The sequence below is a fragment of the Pseudomonas sp. W3I7 genome (assembly GCF_030816095.1).
Lineage (GTDB): Bacteria > Pseudomonadota > Gammaproteobacteria > Pseudomonadales > Pseudomonadaceae > Aquipseudomonas > Aquipseudomonas salomonii.
In genome coordinates, this window is sequence record NZ_JAUSXP010000001.1 from 5,104,611 (window position 1) to 5,122,091 (window position 17,481).

Here is a 17,481-nt window from a genome sequence, read left to right on the forward strand (position 1 = left end):
AGCTTGCTCCCGCTGGGCTGCGCAGCGGCCCCTGCTCTTTGCTTTAAGAGCATGGGCCTGCTTCGCAGTCCAGCGGGAGCAAGCTCCCTCGCCACAGGGTGTGGGCCGTTAGAACCGGAAAGTAAACCCGGCATTGATCCCGTTGTTGTTACCCCGGTTGGACAGCAAACCGCTGTAGTTCAACGACACCAGCGTGTCCTTGGTCAGGGCCATTTCCGCACTGGCCTTGATCACTGCGCCATCGCGAGCCACAGGCACGCTGTTGACCGCAAACGCGTTGTCGCTGCCGGCAAACTTCAGCGAGGCGTCGCGATCGGTATTGCCAAACTGATGCTCCCAGCCCAGCTCACCGCGCAACGTCACCGCCGAGGTGGAACTGACCGGCAGTTGGGTATGTGCGCGCAGGCCCAGGGTGGAAAGCGTGGCGTCCTGGCTTTGCTTGCTGGCATGCAAGGCTGCAGCGCCGCCTTTTTCCTTGAACGAATCGCTCTGATAGTTCAGGTAGGTCAGGTTGGCGAAGGGTTCGAACTGGCTCCACTGGGTGTAACCGATCTCGGCAAACACCTGATCGGTGCGCGCGTTGTAGTCGGCTTTGTCGTAGTCCGACTGGTTGGCGTAAGCCACGCGGCGCGAGCTGTCGATACGGTGCCAGGTGGTGGCGCCGCCCATGCGCAAAGCGATCGCGTCAAAGCGTTTGCCGCCGTAGACCGACAGGTGATAGTTGTCACTGTCCGCCGACGCCGACTCGCCATTGAGATGGCTTTGGGTGTAGCCGGTGGCGGCGCCCACACGCCAGCCGTCGCCGACCTCGGTGTCGAGGCCCAGCAGCACGCCACTGGTAGACGAGGAGTAACCGCTGGCGTTGTTGTCACCGCTGACGTTATTGCGACCGCCCAGCAGCTGGACCCAGCCGCCGTTGTCATGGGTGTCGATCTGCGCGCTGGAATCCAGCGCCTGAGCCTGTTGCAGACGGCCGTTGACCGCCTCACGAATGTAACGGCTGTCGGCCATTTGCGCCGCCGCCACGTCCGAATGCAGTTGCCCCGAGAGCTGCTTGAATGCGGCCTGCGCCTGGGCCGCCGAGTCCGAGGCCAGCAGGCTTTCATACACCGGGCTGCCAGCGCCCAAGGCTTCGGCCGCCGTCGCCACGGCGCGTCCATTGCGAGTTTGCGCGATGCTGGCAAAGGTCGTCTGGTTACGCGCCACGGCCAAGCTGAGTTGGTTCGGCTGATAGCTCAGCTGAGTGCCGATAAACAGGTAGTTGGGCGTGATCGCTGCAAACTGGCCGTTGATGCCTTGGCTGGCGGTGAGGATGTTGAACTGCTGGCCCACCAGGCTACGGGCCTCAGTGGCCGACAGCAGGTTCGGGCTGTTTTCCAGGGACACGGTCACCACACCACCGTTAAGGGTGGCGACGCCGCTGCTCTGGATCTGGTCGCTTCGCCCGTTCGGGCCGACTTCCACGGCGTATACCGAACCAGGGTTGAAGGTCACGTCGCCAGTGCGCAGCGTACCGATCGAATGGCCCGGTGCCACGCGCCCGCCGGTGTTCACGGTCAAGGCGCCGACTGTGCCGTTACCGGCCAGGGTGCCGCCCAACGTGGTCAGTACGCCGTTATCCGCATTGCGGGTGCCCACTGCGCTGCCGTCCACGGTCACCGCGGAGGTCAACGAGCCGTCTACCGAAAGTTTGCCGCCACGCACCCAGGTGCTGCCCGAATAGGTGTTCTGGCCCTCGAGCACCAGTTCGCCGTCGCCCGACTTGGCCAGGCTGCCGACGTAGGTCGCGCCGGTAAGCAAATCCTTGCCGCGTGCCAGCGTCGCCTGTTCCCGGGCATGGCCAATTTCGTATTCAAACTGGTCATCGTCAGAGGCATTGGCGGGCAAGCCGTTGAGCCAGCCCTTCTGTTGCTTGGTGGCGGCCCAGGTGGCCTGTTCGGCGGTGTCTTCTACACGGCGGGCGCGGATGGCCTCATCGGAAATCGGGTTGGCCCAGATATCGCGCGTGCCACCCGGCAAGGCCACTGCCACCGAACCGAGGAACTGCCCCGGCCCTTGCATGGCTTTTTGCAGGTTGGGCAAGCCCCAACCGCTGACCACGCCCGGCACTTGCGGCGTGCCCGGCGCGGCGTCGTGCACCGGTTGCAGGTTGTCGTAAGTGCGGCCACCGGTGAGGTCGCCCACCGGCGTATCGGGACCGTCCGGCGCTTGCAGGCTGGAGGTGGTCAACAACACATCCCGGGCCTGGCTGGCGGTCATGTAAGGGAAGCGTTGAATCACCAGGGCCAAGGCACCGGAGACGCTCGGCGCAGCGGCAGAGGTGCCGTTGGCGTTGGGGATGATTTCCCCTTCAGGCCCGGTGGACGGAATACCCGAAACGCCCATCACACACCACCACTTCGAGGTGCCGCAGCGGTTATAGACCTGGGCGCTGGTCTCGTCGTAGCCGGTGATCGAGAGGAATTTGCTCTCGATATCGGGCTTGAAAAACGGCAGGTTGGCGTTGGTGTCCGGGTTGGCACCGTGGCTGTCGTTGCCCGCCGAGATAATCTGGATGAAGGTGTTTTGCCGCGCGGCGTCAGCCATCGCATCCATCCAGGTTTTTTGCCCAGCGTGGGCCTTGTCCCAGAACGGGCGATAGGCGGCGGTCATGTCGCGCAAATTGTCGGCCGCGCTGTCGCCTACGTTGCCGAAATGGTTTTCCACGTCATTACGCGAGTTCTGGCCCCAGCTCTGGTTGACGATCGACACGTTCTTGGCCGCCAGCGCGTTGTAGCTGGCCATGAACGCGTTGTAGTCCAGGTCGTTGGAGCCCTGGAAACGGTTGTCGTCAGTGCCGCCGGTATTGGCGACAAAGATATTCGCGTCAAACGCAATGCCATGCATGCCGGTGCCGTTGCGGCTGGCGCCCAGCACGCCGGACATCTCGGTGCCGTGACCGTCATTGATGGTCGGGTCGTACTCACCGGAAATACTGAAGTGCTCGCCCTTCTGAAACTCGCCGTCCGGCGTGTCATGAATGTATCGCGGGTGGGTGGCGTAGTACTCGCCGGTGGAGGTTACGGCCTGCACACGGTCCTGGCCCTGAGCATTCTTGCCCTGGAACTCGAAGTGTTCAGTGAGGATGCCCGAGTCGAGCACGCCGACGTTAACGCCCTTGCCGGTCATGCCCAAGGCATAGGCGTAATACGCGTTGGTGCGATCCAGGCCGGAGTTGACCTGCGCTTCGGGGGTTTTCCAGGTTTGCGCGTTGGCGCTCCAGTCACGGGTGGCGCCGACCCAGGATTGGCCGGCATTCAGTTGCGCGTTGAGGTTGCTGCTCACGCCAGGCTCTACGTAGGTGTAGGGCTTGGCCGCCGGCAGGTTGGCGATAATGGCCTTGGAGAAGTCGAGAATATTGGTGGTATAGCGCCCGCTGTTGCTGAACAGCCGACTGCGGTAGTAATCCAGGCGCGAGGCGTAGTCCAGCGGCCGCTTGGTATCGCCGAGCATGGCGCCGATGGTGAGGTTTTCCGGTTGCAGTTCGTAGTTTTGCTTGAGGGCCGAATCGAACTTGCCGGACTGTGCGGCAAAGTCCTTGGCCGCCAGGTCGACGATATCGGTGTAGGCGAACCGCAGGTTTTTATACACATCGGTGTTGGGGCCAAACGAGGCAACGGCTTTTCTGAAGGCCGACTCCAACACTGGCGACGTGTAGGGGTTGGCGTCATCGGCCCAGGCCATGGCGCCTTGGCCCAGCCACAGGGCCAAGCCGAGTGCGATAGGTGTAAGGGGTATCGATTTGGAGCCTGTAGCGCGCTTGCGTTTTTGCGACAAAGTGAAGCCATTACCTGCTGCGTCCATTTTCCTTTCCCTTTGAATATGTGCTTCGTCAATGAGCGATGTATCGGGCTTTTTGTAATAGGCAGGATCACGCGCAAGACCAACGCCGGGTCTTGAATAAATCGTCGAATCAAAGCGATAGCGTTTCGACGGGGTTACGCAGTGTTCTTATAGTTTTCGGCAATAAAAAATGTAACAAAATAATTACAAAGCCTACAAGCACCCAGGACGCATTAACGAAGACAAATGTCGCCCATAACAAAAACCCCGAACTTCGCGAGAAATTCGGGGTGTTTTGTGGCATTTAGCCACTAACTACAGCATGGGCGATTACAGATGGGATTCGGCGTACTCGGCCAGAATCGAACGTGGCACCCCTTGCAGCGCGATGTGCACGCCGTTGGGGAAGTCTTTGAAGCGTTCCGTCAGGTAAGTCAGCCCGGAACTGGTCGCGGACAGGTAAGGGGTGTCGATCTGTGCCAGGTTGCCCAGGCACACCACTTTGGAACCGGCGCCGGCACGGGTGATGATGGTTTTCATCTGGTGCGGTGTGAGGTTCTGGCATTCATCGATCAAAATCAGGCTTTGCTGGAAGCTGCGACCTCGGATGTAGTTGAGGGATTTGAACTGCAACGGCACTTTGCTGAGGATGTAGTCGACGCTGCCATGGGTGTTTTCGTCATCCATGTGCAAGGCTTCGAGGTTGTCGGTGATCGCCCCCAGCCACGGCTCCATTTTTTCCGCTTCGGTGCCGGGCAGAAAGCCGATCTCCTGGTCCAGGCCCTGCACGCTGCGAGTGGCGATGATGCGGCGATAGCGTTTGGTCACCATGGTCTGTTCGATGGCGGCCGCCAGGGCGAGGATGGTTTTCCCCGAACCCGCAGCGCCGGTCAGGTTGACCAGGTGAATGTCCGGGTCGAGCAGCGCATACAGCGCCAGGCTCTGGTAGATATCACGCGGTTTCAGGCCCCAGGCTTCCTGGTGCAACAGGGGTTCCTGATGCAGGTCGAGGATCAGCAGCTTGTCGACCTGGATCTCTTTGATCCAGCCCACAAACCCCTGTTCGTCGATAATGAATTCATTGATGTGCACGGCCGGCAGGTTGTCGATCAGCTGTACCTGGTGCCAGGTGCGGCCATGGTCCTGACGGGTTTCGACCTTGCTGACCAGATCCCAGAAGGAACCGGTCACGGTGTGATAACCCCGCGACAGCATCGACACGTCGTCGACGAGCTGGTCGGTACTGTAGTCCTCGGCAGCGATCCCACACGCTCGTGCCTTGAGGCGCATATTGATGTCTTTGGTCACCAGCACCAGGCGCAGGTCCTTGTCGCGCGCGTGCAGGTCGATCAATTGGTTGATGATTTTGTTGTCGTTGAGGTTTTCCGGCAACAGGCTGTTGGGCTCGCTGCGTTTGCTCATCAGAATCGACAGCAAGCCCTTCGGCCCGCTTTTGCCACGCTGGATCGGCACGCCGACTTCAACGTCCTCGGGCGAGGCTTCGCCCAGGGTCTTGTCGATCAGGCGGATCGCCTGGCGGCATTCGGCAGCCACGCTGTGGTGCCCGCTTTTGAGTTTGTCGAGTTCCTCAAGCACGATCATCGGGATGGCGACGTGGTGTTCTTCGAAGTTAAGCAGTGCGTTTGGATCGTGGATCAATACGTTGGTATCAAGCACATAAAGGATTGGCTGGTCGGAAGAAGGGTTACGTCCATGATCATCCATACTCGGTCACCTTTGTGGGAGCCATTCGACGCAATACCTGGGCGGTGCTGCGCCTCGATTCGACCACCGACTGCACCTGAGTGACGTCAAGTGCAGTGCCCACATGAGGAGTCTTGGAAGACGCCACCTGTGTTGCAGGGTTCGGCGATCTGACTTCGTAATACCGCAAAACCCATGACAGGAAAAAGCACTTTGACGCTTTTTTGAAGTTTATTTTTCAGGATGACGAATAGCACTAGCCGAGTGCCAGTGACCCCGTTAAAGTCGGAAGTCCGCCTGCATCGAAATGTCGCACAAAATCACCCCTGAAATCCCCCATCCCTAACAGGGCCGGGCACTTCAGCGAAATGCCTCCCGGCAGTCCTGCCACCCCAAGCCACTTTGCGCCGTTGCCTGCAACAACATCGGCAATGCCACCCGCGCCTTGTCCTGGGTGTCGTGAAACACGATCACGCCTTTGCGCCACAACAGCATCAACGTCAGCACCCGCTGCGCCGATTCATCGGCCTTGAGTTTGCCGGGTTCATCCTGGGAGTCGATGTCCCACAACGCCACCTGCAAACCCTGGGATTGGAAGAAACCCTGGCTGTCGGCACGGCGCTGGCCATAGGGCGGGCGAAACAGCGGCACGTAGTTTTCCGGCATCAGGTTCTGCACCAGCGCAGCGCTGCGGGTAATTGAGCTTTGCCACTCGACCCAATGGCTATGGGACCGGTATTGCCAACCCTGGGTGCCCACGCACTGGCCTTGGTACAACGCCTGCACGTCACTGCTGGAACTGCGCTCCACGCGGGTTTGCAAACTGCTGCCAAGGGCGAAGAACGTGGCGTTCATCTTCTGCTTGCGCAGGTAGTCGGTAAGCCAGTCGGTATTGCCGCTGACCGGCGCCGGGCCGCCGTCGAAGGTCAGCAGGAACAGCCGGTCGTTCAACTCGTCGCCATTGCGTTCGTGGTCACCAAAACGCAGTACTTCGCTGCTGATCTGCGGAAACAGTGCGGCTTTGCGCAGCAGTTCGTCCAGGTAGCGTTCATGGAAGTTATGGCTGGGCCCGGCCCAGCCTATATAGAAGGAGTTATCGCTGACCTGGAACTTGCCGGCCTGCTCGCGCAGGTCGTCCATGTTTTCCACCAGGTAGCAGAACGAGGCGTCCTCTTCGCAGCTTTGCTGGGCGGCCGTGTAGTTTTCCAGCAAGCGCTGCCAGAGCTGGCGACGCAGGTCGTCGACGGCGGCCAGGTTGATGATCTTCAGGCCCAGACGTTGTTTGAGCGCGGCCTCATCCTGGTTTTCGCTGGCCAGCAGGCCATGGGAGAACATCAGGATTTCGGCGCGTGAGGCGACATCGAACAGTGCCGGGCTGCTGAGCTTTTCGGGCCAGGTGGTGCGGTCCAGGCTGGCCACATCCACCGGCGCAGCGCTGGCGTTCAGGCACAGTAAGCAGGCTGACAATAAAAGTGCTAGGCGCACGCAGGGTCTCCCTCTCCAGAGTTACCGCCCATCATAGCGGATCGTGCCTATCGCCATCATAGGTGGAGTCAAACCACTCAACCCCCTAGAATCCCTGCCACGATTACAGGAGCCAACTTCATGCTGATGGTGATTTCCCCCGCCAAAACCCTCGACTTCGAGTCAAAGCCGGTCACCCCGCGCTTTACCCAACCGCAATACCTCGACCACTCCCAGGAACTGATCGAACAATTGCGCGAACTGAGCCCGGCGCAAATCAGCGAGTTGATGCACGTCTCCGACAAAATTGGTGGCCTCAACGCCGCCCGTTTCGGCAGTTGGACCCCGGCCTTCACGCCGGCCAATGCCAAGCAGGCGCTGCTGGCATTCAAGGGTGACGTGTACACCGGCCTGAATGCCGAAACCTTCAGCGATGCCGACTTCAGCTACGCCCAGGACCACCTGCGCATGCTCTCGGGCCTCTACGGCCTGCTGCGCCCGCTGGACCTGATGATGCCGTACCGCCTGGAGATGGGCACCAAACTGCCCAACGCCCGCGGCAAAGACCTCTACGCGTTCTGGGGCACGCGCATCAGTGAGTGGTTGAATGAAGCGCTGGCCGAACAAGGCGACGACGTGCTCCTCAACCTGGCCTCCAACGAGTACTTCTCGGCGGTCAAGCGCACGGCCCTGAACGCACGCATCATCAACACCGAGTTCAAGGACCTGAAGAACGGCCAGTACAAGATCATCAGCTTCTACGCCAAAAAGGCGCGGGGCATGATGAGCCGTTTCGTGATCGAAGAACGCATCAACGACCCAGCCAAGCTGAAGCAGTTTGATGTGCAGGGTTATCGCTTCAATGCGGAGCAGTCCAAGCCGGATAATTTGGTGTTCCTGCGCGATCACGCACCGGAATAGGGCCCGCTCTCACGCTGTAGTTCAACTGTGGGAGCTGGCTTGCCTGCGATAGCTGTGGATCAGTCAGTATTTCTTTACCTGACACTCCGCTATCGCAGGCAAGCCAGCTCCCACATTTTTGTCTGCATTCCACGCCGAAAAAGTCATTTATTTGGCGTCAAAAAAAAACTCAAGCAGATTCCTAACGAATCTTTCACTCGACATTCGTCATTTTTTTTCGTAGTGGCACCACTTTTTTCAAACACTAGTGGCACAAAACTATCCCCTCTCTTCAACTCCCCATAATCACTCGCCCAAATAGCAAGTGCTATCAATATAGTACCAGTGCCATCTTTTCTAATATTTCAAGAAATTTCCGGAAACAGGATGAGCGGCCAGGAACTTCACCCTAAAGCACCGCTCATACCACCGGTAACGAAATTCTCTGTTGCTGTAAGAGATGACTTACATGACCAACCCACGGAAGTAGCAAAGTTGTCATATTTCAACTTTGACTCAGGAGTCATATTGCCAACTGATTAATTGATAGCGGCGACAAGGATGAATTGCCACACACTATAAGGCCAAGGCCAAGCTTCCCCTAATGGGTCAGTGAGAGAACCCAAGGCATTGATATTTAAAGGCTATCAGCCTCTATCAAGGCCCTGAGGCACTGACGCCAGGCCCTTCTCCCAGGAAGGCCGGCTGCATTTGAGGGCAAGCTCCAATAACAAGGCCACGTTGCGCACACCTTGGGTGCACTTATTAGTCACTCGTCATTAAACATGCCTGCACGCGGTAAGTCGGCGTCTATTCGCCCAACTTTCGCGGCATCAGTGACGCTTGCAAACATGAACTCCAGCCATCTAATGGCCTGTATTAAACAAAGAGGTAATTGCGATGCGCATCAGCATATTTGGTTTGGGTTACGTTGGCGCAGTCTGTGCCGGTTGCCTGTCTGCCCGTGGCCACGAAGTGGTCGGCGTAGACATCTCCAAGGATAAGATCGACCTGATCAACGCGGGTAAATCGCCGATCGTTGAACCGGGTCTGGGCGAACTGTTGAGCCAAGGCATCGCAAACGGTCGACTGCGCGGCACGACCAACTTCGCCGACGCCATCCGCGATACCGACCTGTCGATGATTTGCGTGGGCACGCCGAGCAAGAAAAACGGCGACCTGGAACTCAACTACATCGAAGCGGTATGCCGCGAGATCGGTTTTGTCCTGCGTGACAAAACCACCCGTCACACCATCGTGGTGCGCAGTACCGTACTGCCAGGCACCGTGGCCAACGTCGTGATCCCGATTCTGGAAGACTGCTCCGGCAAAAAAGCCGGTGTCGACTTCGGCGTGGCGGTGAACCCTGAGTTCCTGCGTGAATCCACTGCCATCGCCGACTACGACTTGCCACCGATGACCGTCATCGGCGAATTCGACAAAGCCTCCGGCGATGTCCTGCAGTCGCTGTACGAAGAACTCGATGCACCGATCATCCGCAAGGACATCGCCGTCGCCGAGATGATCAAGTACACCTGCAACGTGTGGCACGCCACCAAGGTCACGTTCGCCAACGAGATCGGCAACATCGCCAAGGCTGTCGGCGTCGATGGTCGTGAAGTGATGGAAGTGGTCTGCCAGGACAAGACCCTCAACCTGTCCCAGTACTACATGCGCCCGGGTTTCGCCTTCGGCGGTTCGTGCCTGCCCAAAGACGTGCGCGCCCTCACCTACCGCGCCAGCACCCTGGACGTGGAAGCGCCGCTGCTCAACTCGCTGATGCGCAGCAACGAATCCCAGGTGCAGAACGCCTTCGATATCGTCGCCGGCCACGACAAACGCAAAGTCGCCTTGCTGGGCCTGAGCTTCAAGGCCGGCACCGACGACCTGCGCGAAAGCCCGCTGGTGGAACTCGCGGAAATGCTGATCGGCAAGGGCTTTGACCTGAGCATCTACGACAGCAACGTCGAATACGCCCGTGTCCACGGTGCGAACAAGGACTACATCGAAGGCAAGATCCCGCATGTGTCGTCGCTGCTCAACTCCGACTTCGACGACGTGATCAACAACTCCGATGTGATCATCCTCGGCAACCGTGACGAGAAATTTCGTGCCCTGGCGCACAACGCTCCCCACGGCAAACAGGTGATCGATTTGGTGGGCTTCATGTCCCAGGCCACCAGTGTCAGTGGCCGTACCGAAGGCATTTGCTGGTAACAGCAACGGCAAGTTTCGCGCTGCACGTGTCCTGATCCCCAGCACGTGCAGCGTGGAGCCTTCTTCACCTTCGGATGACGCTCATGTCCAAGTTAAAACACCTAATGCTACAGTCCGCCGGCTGGCTGTTCTTTCTCAGCCTGCTGATGGGTCTCGCCCTGCTGCTGCCGGCGAGTACGTTCGACTCCGAGTCGAAGAATTTTATTTTCCTGATTGGCGCCGTCGGCATCTGGCGCTACTCGATGGGTGCTACGCATTTCTTTCGCGGCATGCTGTTCCTGTACGTGGTCTACCCACACTTGCGCCGCAAGGTGCGCAAGCTGGGCAAGGCGGCAGACCCGTCCCACGTATTCCTGATGGTTACCAGCTTCCGTATCGACGCGCTGACCACCGCGCAGGTCTACAGCTCGGTGATTCGCGAAGCCATCGAGTGTGGCTTCCCCACCACCGTGGTGTGCTCCCTGGTGGAGATGTCCGATGAGCTGCTGGTGAAAAGCCTGTGGGAACGCATGAACCCGCCGGAGCGCGTAAAGCTCGACTTCGTGCGCATCGCCGGCACCGGCAAACGCGACGGCCTGGCCTTCGGTTTCCGCGCCATCTCGCGCCACCTGCCGGATGACCGCGCCGTGGTGGCGGTGATCGATGGCGACACCGTGCTCGCCGAAGGCGTAGTGCGCAAGACCGTGCCGTGGTTTCAGCTGTTCGGCAATGTCGGTGGCCTGACCACCAACGAATTCTGCGAAGTGCGCGGCGGCTACATCATGAGCGAGTGGCACAAGCTGCGCTTCGCCCAGCGCCACATCAACATGTGCTCCATGGCCCTGTCCAAGCGCGTGCTGACCATGACCGGGCGCATGTCGGTGTTCCGTGCCAACGTGGTCACCGACCCGGGCTTTATCGCCGACGTGGAAAGCGACTCGCTGCAACACTGGCGCCTGGGCCGCTTCAAGTTTTTGACCGGTGACGACAAGTCGAGCTGGTTCAGCCTGATGCGCCTGGGCTACGACACCTTCTACGTGCCGGACGCCGCGATCCACACCGTGGAACACCCACCGGAAAAGAGCTTTATCAAGGCCAGCCGCAAACTGATGTTCCGCTGGTACGGCAACAACCTGCGCCAGAACTCCCGCGCCCTGGGCCTGGGTATGCGTCGGTTGGGCCTGTTCACCAGCATCGTGTTGTTCGACCAGCGCGTATCGATGTGGACCTCCCTGCTCGGCCTGACCGTGGCGATCATCGCCACCTTCAAATACGGCGGCGCGTTCATCCTCGCGTACCTGCTGTGGATCGGCATCACCCGCCTGATCCTGACCCTGCTGCTGTCGTGCTCCGGCCACAAGATCGGCCCGGCCTACCCGGTGATTCTCTATTACAACCAGATCATGGGCGCGCTGGTGAAGATCTACGTGTTCTTCCGCCTTGATCAACAGTCCTGGACCCGCCAGGACACCAAACTGACCCGCGATTTGGCCAGCTTTCAACGTTGGTTCAACACCTGGTCGTCTCGGACCATGACCTTCTCCGCCGGCAGCATTTTCGTCGCCGTGTTGCTGATGATGGTCTGACCCAGCCAAGCCTGAATTAACTAGGAAATCGAACATATGAACAGCCCAGTAAACGCCAACGTTGTCCACGAATCCGAAGCCCAGCGCCAACATGCCCGGGTCAAAATCCCGGCCAAGCTGCGCTTCTTCAACACCGACCGCACCCAGACCGAAGCACGGGTGATCGACCTGTCCGCCGGTGGCCTGGCGTTCACCGCCACCCAGCCGCTGACCGTCGGTGAAGTGCACAAGGGCCGCCTGCAGTTCGTGATCGATAACCTCGGTCTGGCGATGGATGTAGAGCTGCAGATTCGCTCCTACGACCGCCAGAGCGGCCGCACCGGTTGCCAGTTCCAGAACCTCGACGCCCAGGATATCTCCACCCTGCGCCACCTGATCACTTCGCACCTGTCCGGCGACATCGTGACCATGGGCGACGTGCTGGCCACCCTGCAACGCGACAACTTCACCAAGGCGCGCAAGGTCAAGGACGGCGGCAGCGGCATGACCGCGTTCGGTCGCTTGCGCGCGGTGGTGTTCAGCGCCGGGATCTTCATTGTCGGCCTCGCCGCGTTCGGTTTTGTGTTCAAGTCGGTGTACGGCATGTACTTCGTCAGCCACGCCCAGGCCGGCCTTGTCAGCGTGCCCGGCATGAACGTGACCATGCCGCGCGACGGCACTGTGCAGAGCCTGCTCAAAGGCGACGCGGTTGCAGCCAAAGGCGCGCCACTGGCGACGTTCAGCACCAGCATGCTCGATGTGCTCAAGGGCCATCTGGACGAAGACCAATTGCAACCGGCCAAGGTTGAAGAGCTGTTCGGCAAGCAAATGACCGGCACCCTGACCTCGCCGTGCGATTGCGTGGTCGCCCAGCAATTGGTCGCCGACGGCCAGTACGCCAGCAAGGGCGATGTGATCTTCCAGCTGGTGCCACGCGGCAGCCAGGCCAATGTGGAAGCGCGCTTTACCTATCGCCAGTTCGGTGACGTACGCCCAGGTACACAGGTGAGCTTCCAGGTCGCCGACGAAGAACAGCTGCGCACCGGCACCATCGTCAGCAGCACCAGCCTGAACAGCGCCGACTTGTCCTCCGACATTCGCGTGCAGATCAAGCCGGATGCACCGCTGGACAGCACCTATGCCGGCCGCCCAGTGGAAGTCATCAGCGACCGTGGCCCTTCGCTGAACTGGCTGATCGATAAAGCCATGGCTCACGGCCTGTAAGCGGAGGACATGCCTGTGATGACTCATTTGAAAACACCGCAATCCCTGAGGGAGCGGGCTTACTGTGGCGAGGGAGCTTGCTCCCGTTCGACAGCGCAGCTGGAGCCCGCTTTTGGGGGCGCTGCGCACCCCAGCGGGAGCAAGCTCCCTCGCCACAAAAGCAGTTCCCACTTGGGTACAGTCGCATTGCTGGCGCTTGCAGTCAGCCTCGCCGGTTGCGCCGGCCTGCCCGACCAACGCCTGGCCAATGAAGCTCTAAAGCGTGGTGACACCGTCACCGCCCAACAGAACTACCAGCAGTTGGCAGACCTGGGCTACAGCGAAGCCCAAGTCGGCCTCGCTGACATCCAGGTCACCACCCGCGATCCCGAGCAAATCCGCCAGGCCGAGGCCACTTACCGCGCGGCCGCCGACACGTCGCCGCGTGCCCAGGCACGTCTGGGCCGCCTGCTCGTGGCCAAACCCGGCGCTACCGAAGCCCAACAGCACGAAGCCGAAGGCCTGCTGAAAAAAGCCTTTGCCAATGGCGAAGGCAACACCCTGATCCCGCTGGCGATGCTGTACCTGCAATACCCGCACAGCTTCCCCAACGTGAACGCCCAGCAGCAGATCAGCAAATGGCAGGCGGCGGGTTACCCGGAAGCAGGTTTGGCCCAGGTGCTGCTGTATCGCACCCAGGGCACCTACGACCAGCACCTGGATGATGTGGAACGCATCTGCAAGGCGGCGCTGAACACCACTGATATCTGCTACGTCGAGCTGGCCACGGTTTATCAGAAAAAAGCCGAGCCGGAAAAACAGGCCGAACTGCTCAAGCAGCTCGACGCCGGCTACGCCCGTGGCACCGTCACCGCCCAGCGTGTCGACAGCGTGGCGCGCGTATTGGGTGACGCGACCCTCGGCCAGCCGGACGAAAAAACCGCCCAGGCCCTGCTGGAAAAAATCGCCCCCGGCTACCCGGCCTCCTGGGTCAGCCTGGCGCAACTGCTCTACGACTTCCCCGAACTGGGCGACGTCGACCAGATGATGAAGTACCTGGACAACGGCCGCGCCGCCGACCAACCGCGCGCCGAGCTGTTGCTGGGCAAGCTCTACTACGAAGGCAAGTGGGTGCCGGCAGACGCCAAGGCCGCCGAAGCGCATTTCGAAAAAGCCGTGGGCCGTGAAGTCGCCGCCGATTACTACCTCGGCCAGATCTACCGCCGTGGCTACCTGGGCAAGGTCTACTCGCAAAAAGCCCTCGACCACCTGCTGACCGCTGCACGCAACGGCCAGAACAGCGCCGACTTCGCCATCGCGCAATTGTTTTCCCAGGGCAAGGGCACCAAGCCCGACCCATTGAACGCCTATGTCTTCAGCCAGTTGGCCAAAGCCCAGGACACGCCAGAAGCGAATGACCTGGCCACGCAGCTCGAAGCTCCGCTCACGCCAGAACAACGCGCCGAAGGCCAACGCCTGGTGCAACAGGAACTGGCCACGCGCGGCACCCTGGCCCAGAGCACGCTGCAACTGCACGCCCTGCAAGAAGAAGACGGCGAGGAATCCCTATGAAGCTCAACCCATTCGTCAAGGCCGGTATCGGCCTGACCTTCGCCCTGCTGTGGTCGTGCCCGACCCTGGCCGAGCTCACCGAAGCCAAGAACTTCGGCCTGGAAGTCAAAGCCACCGCACAGTCCGAAGATGACCGCGACCTCGGCACGCAAAAAGGCGGCGACGTCAATGGCATCGGCCTCGACCTGCGCCCGTGGGTCTACGGCGAAAGCGGCGCGTGGAGCGCCTACGCCATGGGGCAGGCGGTCGTGTCGAGTGACATCATCGAGACCGACCCCCTGCAACAATCGGCCGATGACGAAAATCAGCAAACCACCAACAACGACCGCAAGTCCAAGAAAAACTACCTGGCCATGCGCGAGTTCTGGGTCGGCTACAGCGGTTTCACGCCTTACCCGGGCGAGCTGCTCAAGCTGGGTCGCCAACGCCTGCGCAATGACGACGGCCAATGGCGCGACACCAATATCGAAGCGCTGAACTGGACCTTCGATACCACCCTGCTCAAGGCCAATGTCGGCGTTGCCGAACGCTTCAGCGAATACCGCACCGACCTCAAGGAGCTGTCGCCCAAGGACAAGGACCGCCAGCACCTCTACGCCGACGCCGCCTACCAGTGGACCCCAGGCCAGTGGATCGGCTTGCGCGCCCACCACACCCATGACAACGGTAAGCTCGACTACCCGGAACCGGGCGTGGCGACCGACTCGTTGGACAAGCGCGAAAACGGCGACCTGACCTGGCTCGGCATCGAAGCTAACAGCGACGCCTACAGCTTGAACAACAGAAACACCGTCAACTACTGGGCCAGCGTCACGGGCATGAAAGGCAACCGCGACACGGTCAATGCCCTCAACACCGACGGCACCCGCCCAACCCAGGCCAAGCGCAGCGACGACGTGAATGGCTGGGCCACTGACATCGGCGTGCGCCTGCGCCTCGACCCGCAGTGGCAGGTCGGTGCGGCCTACTCCCGCGCCAGCGCCGAATACGAGCAGAACGGCCTGCAAAGCAACCGCTCGAACTGGACCGGCACCCAGTCCCGTGTGCATCGCTTTGGCGAAGCGTTTCGCGGCGAAATGAACAACATGCAGTCCATGAGCCTGTTCGGCTCCTGGCAGCTGCGCGAGGACTACGACGCCAGCCTGGTCTATCACAAATTCTGGCGCGTCGACGGCAACAAGCCGGTGGGCAGCAACGGCATCGATGCGGTGCAGAACAACACCGACGACGTGACCGGCGCGATTCTTTCCAGCACCTCGTTACCGCTGGAAGACGGCAAAAAAGACCTGGGCCAGGAGATGGACCTGGTGGTCACCAAGTACTTCAAAAAGGGCCTGTTGCCGGCCGCCCTCAGCCAGTCAATCGACGAACCCTCGGCCCTCGTGCGTTTGCGTGCAGGCGTGTTCAAGCCGGGTGACGCCTACGGCAGCCAGGTCGACTCGTACATGCACCGCGCGTTTGTCGACGTGATCTGGAAATTCTGATGGGAGCCTGCGCAATGAATGCTCAAAGCCTACTCGTCGCGGCAATGCTGATGGCCAGCGCCACAGCCTTTGCCGATACGGCGGCCAAGGCGCCGACCATCGCCAAGGAACTGCAACAGGCCAAGACCTACACCATTTCCAGCCCGCCGACCGCGCCGCTGGAAATGCCCAAGCCTGCGCTGCCCGACCTGACTGGCTACACCGCGGCGGCGATGGAAAAGAAGATCGTGCGCAGCAAGCCGGGCAAAGTCAGCATCCGCCGCATGATGCAGGAAGACGCGCTCAAGGACTTTATCGGCGGCGATAACAAGATGGCCGAATGGGTGGTGCGCCAGCACGGCATTCCCCAGGCGATCTTTGTCGACGACGGCTACATGAACCTCAAGGACCTGCTCGGCAAAGTGCCCAAGCAGTACCTCAGCGAAACCTCGCCGGGGGTATTTTTGGCCAAGCTGCCGATTGTGGTCGGGCGCAAAGGCATCCTCGACATCGACAAGCAGACTCAGGAGCTGCGCCTGTCCCAGCAAGCCGGTTCGTTCTTGATCAACGACGGCCAGCTGTTTGTACGTGACACCAAAATCACCGGCTGGGACGAAAAGACCAACGGCCCGGCGCTGTTCAAGTCGCCCAAGGAGTTCCGCCCGTTCCTGCTGGCCTGGGGCGGCACCGAGACCTACATCTCCAAGAGCAAGATGGCCAGCTTCGGCTACGCCAACAGTAAGTCGTACGGCGTGAGTATTTCCCAGTACACGCCGAACATGGCCAAGGTGCTCAAGCGTGCGGAACCGACCGGCTGGATCATCGATTCCGAGTTCTCGGACATGTGGTACGGCTTCTATTGCTACGAGACCACGGGCTTTGTGATCAAGGGCAACACCTACAAAGACAACATCGTCTACGGCATCGACCCGCACGACCGTTCCCACGGCCTGATCATTGCCGACAACACCGTCTACGGCACCAAAAAGAAGCACGGCATCATCATTTCCCGTGAGGTCAACGACAGCTTCATCTTCAACAACCGCAGCTACGACAACAAGCTCTCGGGCCTGGTGATCGACCGTAACAGCGTCAACAACCTGATCGCCGACAACGAGATCTACCGCAACCACACCGACGGCATCACCCTCTATGAGAGCGGCGACAACCTGTTGTGGGGCAACAAGGTCATCGCCAACCGTCGCCACGGCATCCGCGTGCGTAACAGCGTGAACATTCGCCTGTACGAGAACTCCGCCATGGCCAACGGGCTGACCGGCGTGTACGGGCACATCAAGGATTTGACCGACACCGACCGCGACATCGCCCTCGACCCGTTTGACGCGAAAGTCTCGTTGATCGTGGTCGGCGGCGAGCTGGCCGGCAACGGCAGCGGGCCGCTGTCGATTGATTCGCCATTGAGCATCGAGCTGTACCGCGTATCGATGCTGGCGCCGACCAAATCCAGCGGCATCAGCTTTGCCGGCGTGCTGGGCGATCGCCAGGAAGAGATTCTCGACCTGCTGGTGCGCCAGCAGAAAGCCGTGCTGATCGACCCTGTCGAACGCCAGACCCAAATGCAGGACTGAGGA

General features: G+C 60.2%; 10 protein-coding genes. 7 read left to right on the plus strand and 3 right to left on the minus strand.

Annotated elements, in window-relative coordinates; genetic code table 11:
* Positions 1 to 108: 108 nt before the first annotated feature.
* The 3 genes from QF043_RS23600 to QF043_RS23610 form a co-directional block, all read right to left on the minus strand.
* Positions 109 to 3,843: an autotransporter domain-containing protein gene (locus QF043_RS23600; RefSeq protein ID WP_307420383.1), complete on the minus strand. Its 3,735-nt coding sequence runs from the start codon at positions 3,841 to 3,843 to the stop codon at positions 109 to 111.
* 309 nt (positions 3,844 to 4,152) lie between these two features.
* Positions 4,153 to 5,547 carry a PhoH family protein gene (locus QF043_RS23605; RefSeq protein ID WP_012722339.1) on the minus strand — a complete coding sequence of 465 codons (1,395 nt, stop codon included), beginning with the start codon at positions 5,545 to 5,547 and terminating at the stop codon, positions 4,153 to 4,155.
* A 339-nt stretch (positions 5,548 to 5,886) separates the two neighbouring features.
* Complete coding sequence (locus QF043_RS23610; RefSeq protein WP_307420384.1) at positions 5,887 to 7,011, minus strand: polysaccharide deacetylase family protein; 1,125 nt, start codon at positions 7,009 to 7,011, stop codon at positions 5,887 to 5,889.
* 120 nt (positions 7,012 to 7,131) lie between these two features.
* On the opposite strand from QF043_RS23610, the gene yaaA reads away from it, so the two are divergent.
* The 7 genes from yaaA (at position 7,132) to algG (ending at position 17,478) form a co-directional block, all read left to right on the plus strand.
* Entirely contained in the window at positions 7,132 to 7,911 is a 780-nt protein-coding gene (gene yaaA / locus QF043_RS23615; RefSeq protein ID WP_307420385.1) for a peroxide stress protein YaaA, read from the plus strand.
* 879 nt (positions 7,912 to 8,790) lie between these two features.
* Positions 8,791 to 10,107: a nucleotide sugar dehydrogenase gene (locus QF043_RS23620; RefSeq protein WP_056858946.1), complete on the plus strand. Its 1,317-nt coding sequence runs from the start codon at positions 8,791 to 8,793 to the stop codon at positions 10,105 to 10,107.
* 83 nt (positions 10,108 to 10,190) lie between these two features.
* Positions 10,191 to 11,672: a mannuronan synthase gene (gene alg8, locus QF043_RS23625; protein ID WP_307420386.1), complete on the plus strand. Its 1,482-nt coding sequence runs from the start codon at positions 10,191 to 10,193 to the stop codon at positions 11,670 to 11,672.
* A gap of 36 nt (positions 11,673 to 11,708) precedes the next feature.
* Entirely contained in the window at positions 11,709 to 12,875 is a 1,167-nt protein-coding gene (locus QF043_RS23630; protein ID WP_307420387.1) for an alginate biosynthesis protein Alg44, read from the plus strand.
* Positions 12,876 to 12,884: 9 nt separating this feature from the next.
* Entirely contained in the window at positions 12,885 to 14,426 is a 1,542-nt protein-coding gene (gene algK, locus QF043_RS23635) for an alginate biosynthesis TPR repeat lipoprotein AlgK (RefSeq protein WP_373460726.1), read from the plus strand.
* Positions 14,423 to 15,910: an alginate export family protein gene (locus tag QF043_RS23640; RefSeq protein ID WP_307420390.1), complete on the plus strand. Its 1,488-nt coding sequence runs from the start codon at positions 14,423 to 14,425 to the stop codon at positions 15,908 to 15,910. Before algK ends, QF043_RS23640 begins: the two co-directional genes overlap by 4 nt.
* The gene (algG, locus tag QF043_RS23645; RefSeq protein WP_307420391.1) at positions 15,910 to 17,478 is read left to right on the plus strand and encodes a mannuronan 5-epimerase AlgG; all 1,569 of its coding nucleotides are present in this window, start codon (positions 15,910 to 15,912) and stop codon (positions 17,476 to 17,478) included. The genes QF043_RS23640 and algG overlap by 1 nt, the downstream gene beginning before the upstream one ends.
* Positions 17,479 to 17,481 lie beyond the last annotated feature (3 nt).